Source organism: Kosakonia sp. HypNH10 (assembly GCF_029850615.1).
Taxonomy (GTDB): domain Bacteria; phylum Pseudomonadota; class Gammaproteobacteria; order Enterobacterales; family Enterobacteriaceae; genus Kosakonia; species Kosakonia cowanii.
In genome coordinates, this window is sequence record NZ_JAOTIU010000015.1 from 1 (window position 1) to 4,139 (window position 4,139).

The following is a 4,139-nucleotide window of genomic DNA, read 5'->3' on the forward strand; positions in this document are numbered from 1 at the left end:
CCAAGCCGAAAGCCTCATGCGAAAGCATGAGGCTTTTTGCGTTGTATCTTCCTGAAACACCGCAAGCGCTCCCCCTTCGGATACGGTAAACTAGCCCTGTTTTTGCATCAGGATAGCGTGAATGAATCTCTCCCTTAAGCCGTGGAACACCTTTGGTATCGAGCATAATGCCCGTCGCATTGTATGTGCCGAGAATACCCAACAACTGCTGGAAGCCTGGCAGAGTGCAGTAGAGCATCAGCAACCGGTGCTAATTCTTGGAGAGGGCAGTAATGTGCTTTTCCTGGAGGATTTTGCCGGAACCGTCATCATCAATCGCATCAAAGGCATCACTATTAGCGAAGAGGCTGATGCATGGCTTCTGCACGTTGGTGCCGGTGAGAACTGGCATCAGCTTGTGCAATTCACGCTTGAACGCGGAATGCCCGGTCTCGAAAACCTGGCGCTAATCCCGGGTTGTACGGGATCCTCACCTATCCAGAATATCGGCGCGTATGGCGTTGAGCTGCAACGTGTCTGCGATTACGTTGATTGCGTTGAACTAAGCAGTGGCAAGCAACAGCGTTTAACCGCAAAAGAGTGCCGCTTTGGCTATCGTGACAGCATATTCAAGCATGAGTATCAGGATCGCGTTGCGATCACTGCCGTAGGATTGCGTCTGGCTAAAGCGTGGCAACCCGTACTCACCTATGGGGACTTAACCCGGCTTGATCCTGCGACGGTAACGCCACGGCAGGTCTTCGATGCCGTCTGTCATATGCGTACGAGCAAGCTGCCAGATCCCAAAATTTACGGTAATGCGGGCAGCTTCTTCAAAAATCCGGTGATCACGGCTGAACAGTCGGTTGCGTTACTGGCTGCTCATCCTCAGGCCCCTCACTATCCACAGGCCGATGGCTCGGTAAAACTGGCCGCTGGTTGGCTTATCGATCAATGTCAGTTGAAGGGGACATCGACAGGTGGAGCTGCCGTTCATCACTTACAGGCTCTGGTGCTCATTAATGCGCATCGGGCGACAAGTGATGATGTCGTTCAGCTTGCCCATTTAGTGCGCCAGCGCGTCGGCGAAAAATTCAACGTCTGGCTGGAGCCTGAGGTGCGCTTTATTGGTCATGCCGGAGAGGTGAATGCTGTGGAGGTTATTGCGTGAAAGATAATACTATCCCATTGACGCTCATCTCGATTCTGGCTGACGGCGAGTTTCACTCCGGTGAACAGCTTGGTGAAAGCCTGGGTATGAGCCGTGCTGGAATCAATAAACATATACAGACGCTCCGGGACTGGGGTGTGGATGTGTTCACCGTACCGGGGAAAGGCTACAGCCTTCCTGAACCTATTCAACTGCTGGATGAGACTTTCATTCGTCGCGAAGTTGAGCAAGGGAGCGTGGCGGTATTGCCTGTCATTGACTCCACTAACCAATATTTGCTGGATCGTCTTGCCGGATTGCAGTCAGGCGATGCCTGTGTCGCCGAGTATCAGCAGGCAGGCCGTGGACGCCGTGGCCGGAAATGGATTTCGCCCTTTGGTGCCAATCTCTATATCTCCATGTACTGGCGTCTTGAACAAGGCCCCGCTGCCGCTATCGGCTTAAGCCTGGTTATTGGCATCGTCATGACTGAAGTATTACGCGACTTAGGTGCTGACCAAGTGCGCGTTAAATGGCCTAACGACCTCTATCTTCAGGATCGCAAACTGGCCGGCATCCTCGTAGAATTAACGGGAAAAACAGGCGATGCGGCGCAGATAGTGATCGGCGCCGGTGTGAATTTAGCCATGCGAAATGCGCAGGCAGGTGATATCAATCAGGGCTGGATCAACCTGCAGGAAGCAGGCGTGCGCATCGACCGCAACGTTCTTGCGGCACGGCTTATCACCGAGTTACGCAGCGCACTGCACTGTTTTGAACAAGAGGGGCTCGCGCCTTTTCTTCCCCGCTGGGAAGTGCTGGATAACTTTATTAACCGTCCGGTTAAATTGATTATTGGCGAGAAAGAGATTTTCGGTATCTCTCGCGGCATCGATTCGCAGGGGGCTTTATTGCTTGAGCAGGATGGCGTGGTTAAACCCTGGGTTGGTGGGGAAATATCGCTACGCAGCGCGGAATAACTGAAAGGGAGCAGAGATGCTCCCTTTTTTATTACTTACGCAGACGCACTTCTTCAACAGCATGATTAGCGCTTTTGGTCATAATCAGGCTCGCACGCTCGCGCGTTGGAAGGATATTCTCTTTAAGATTTAACCCGTTAATCTCTTTCCACAGCGATTGCGCAATCTCGACGGCTTCCTCTTTCGATAATTTCGCATAGTTATGGAAATAAGAATTTGGGTTAGTAAACGCCCCTTCACGGAATTTCAGGAAGCGGTTGATATACCAGTTCTGGAGCAACTCTTCAGGCGCATCGACATATATTGAAAAATCGACAAAGTCAGAGACAAATACATGGTGCGGGTCATGAGGATAATCCATACCGCTTTGCAGGACATTCAACCCTTCAAGAATCAGAATATCGGGCTGAGCAACCGTTTTGTCACCATCCGGAATGACATCATAAATCAGGTGCGAATAGACCGGCGCGGTAACATTGGTCACCCCGGATTTGATATCTGACACGAATTTCACAAGTCGATGCATATCATAGGATTGCGGAAAGCCTTTCTTCTTCATCAGACCGCGATCTTTTAGCACCTGGTTTGGATGTAAAAAACCATCGGTAGTAATGAGTTCAACGCGGCGATGTTCGGGCCAGCGGCTCAATAAGGCTTGCAGTACGCGTGCCGTGGTGCTTTTACCTACTGCCACGCTGCCGGCAATGCTAATGATATAAGGAATGCGCTGCCCGTTAGTGCCGAGAAATTGTTCGAGCACAGCCTGGCGGCGCAAGTTAGAGCTGATATAGAAATTGAGTAAACGGGAAAGAGGGAGATAAATTTCCGCCACTTCTTCTAAAGAAAGGTCTTCATTAATGCCTTTTAATCTTGCGATTTCGCCTTCGGTCAGCGTCATGGGAACCGAAGCACGAAGGGCAGCCCACTGGCTGCGATTAAACTGTAGGTAGGGCGTCATTAACGTTTGCTCTTTTTTACTCATACGCTTTTATCGGCCTGCCATGGCTCTCTGCGGTGCGCCTGGCGGCGCGCAACGAGAGCATCTCTTTAGATAATGCTATGGCTCGGCGTTATTAAATAAGTGGGAACAATGGGCAGGAGGTTAACACCAGATGACAGTGAATAATATGAAAAATCACACTCTGGAGAGGGTTTCCCACCCATCGGTTACACCCATTAAGGAGAATGCGCAGCCAGGCAATAAAATTAAAGGGGATGAAACAACCTTTTGGCGCACCAAATTCGCGAGCAGATATGATGGTTTTTTCCACGGTGTTGCATGAAATTACAGCATTTATTCGCGTTGTCGTGCAAAATGTGAGCGATAGAGCATTTTGTGCAATTTTTTTGTTGCATCCCTCCGCAGGTCTCCCTAGAATGCGCGCTACTTGATGCCGACTTAGCTCAGTAGGTAGAGCAACTGACTTGTAATCAGTAGGTCACCAGTTCGATTCCGGTAGTCGGCACCATCAAGTCCGGTGGGGTTCCCGAGCGGCCAAAGGGAGCAGACTGTAAATCTGCCGTCACAGACTTCGAAGGTTCGAATCCTTCCCCCACCACCATTTTCGGTTACGCTAAAACGTAACCTGAGTTGGTGTCAGTAGTGAATCAGCTCTCAGGGAGAGAATCTTCTCCCGGCAATACAGAAGCACTGGGTAGCCGAGTTTCAGGATGCGGGCATCGTATAATGGCTATTACCTCAGCCTTCCAAGCTGATGATGCGGGTTCGATTCCCGCTGCCCGCTCCAGACGTGCTGATATGGCTCAGTTGGTAGAGCGCACCCTTGGTAAGGGTGAGGTCCCCAGTTCGACTCTGGGTATCAGCACCACTTCACTTCTCCTTCCTGGTTTCTCTTCTGTTATTTAGCATTCAACGAGTCGGGCATGTTGCCTGGTTGATGTGGTGATATCACCGATTTATCCGTGTCTTAGAGGGACAATCGATGTCTAAAGAAAAGTTTGAACGTACAAAACCGCACGTTAACGTCGGTACTATCGGCCACGTTGACCATGGTAAAACAACGCTGACT

4 protein-coding genes and 4 tRNA genes are annotated in these 4,139 nt (G+C 50.5%); 7 read left to right on the forward strand and 1 reads right to left on the reverse strand.

All coding sequences use genetic code 11. The annotated features are described in order from the left end of the window. The first annotated feature begins 121 nt into the window (after positions 1–121). Together murB and birA are read left to right on the forward strand one after the other, a co-directional pair. Positions 122–1,150 (forward strand): UDP-N-acetylmuramate dehydrogenase, encoded by a 1,029-nt coding sequence (gene murB / locus N7V53_RS22205; protein WP_279794960.1) that lies wholly within the window; start codon positions 122–124, stop codon positions 1,148–1,150. Further along, on the forward strand, positions 1,147–2,109 hold the full coding sequence (gene birA, locus N7V53_RS22210) for a bifunctional biotin--[acetyl-CoA-carboxylase] ligase/biotin operon repressor BirA (RefSeq protein WP_270222703.1): 963 nt from the start codon (positions 1,147–1,149) through the stop codon (positions 2,107–2,109). Before murB ends, birA begins: the two co-directional genes overlap by 4 nt. A gap of 31 nt (positions 2,110–2,140) precedes the next feature. On the opposite strand, the gene coaA is transcribed toward birA, so the two are convergent. Beyond that, positions 2,141–3,091 (reverse strand): type I pantothenate kinase, encoded by a 951-nt coding sequence (gene coaA, locus N7V53_RS22215; RefSeq protein WP_279794963.1) that lies wholly within the window; start codon positions 3,089–3,091, stop codon positions 2,141–2,143. Positions 3,092–3,502: 411 nt separating this feature from the next. On the opposite strand from coaA, the gene N7V53_RS22220 reads away from it, so the two are divergent. The 5 genes from N7V53_RS22220 to N7V53_RS22240 all read left to right on the forward strand — a co-directional run. Next, positions 3,503–3,578, forward strand: a tRNA-Thr gene (locus N7V53_RS22220). An 8-nt stretch (positions 3,579–3,586) separates the two neighbouring features. Further along, a tRNA-Tyr gene (locus N7V53_RS22225) sits at positions 3,587–3,671 on the forward strand. Positions 3,672–3,782: 111 nt separating this feature from the next. After that, positions 3,783–3,857 (forward strand) — tRNA-Gly (locus tag N7V53_RS22230). Between the two features lie 5 nt (positions 3,858–3,862). Further along, a tRNA-Thr gene (locus tag N7V53_RS22235) sits at positions 3,863–3,938 on the forward strand. A gap of 114 nt (positions 3,939–4,052) precedes the next feature. Then, positions 4,053–4,139 (forward strand): GTP-binding protein (locus N7V53_RS22240; protein WP_002436303.1); only part of this gene is annotated, 87 nt, incomplete at its 3' end.

What these genes read in the sequence shown, in the direction of transcription:
- coaA (WP_279794963.1), bottom strand. Translation starts at nt 3,091, where the DNA reads ATGAGTAAAAAAGAGCAAACGTTAATGACGCCCTACCTACAGTTTAAT.
- murB (WP_279794960.1), top strand. Translation starts at nt 122, where the DNA reads ATGAATCTCTCCCTTAAGCCGTGGAACACCTTTGGTATCGAGCATAAT.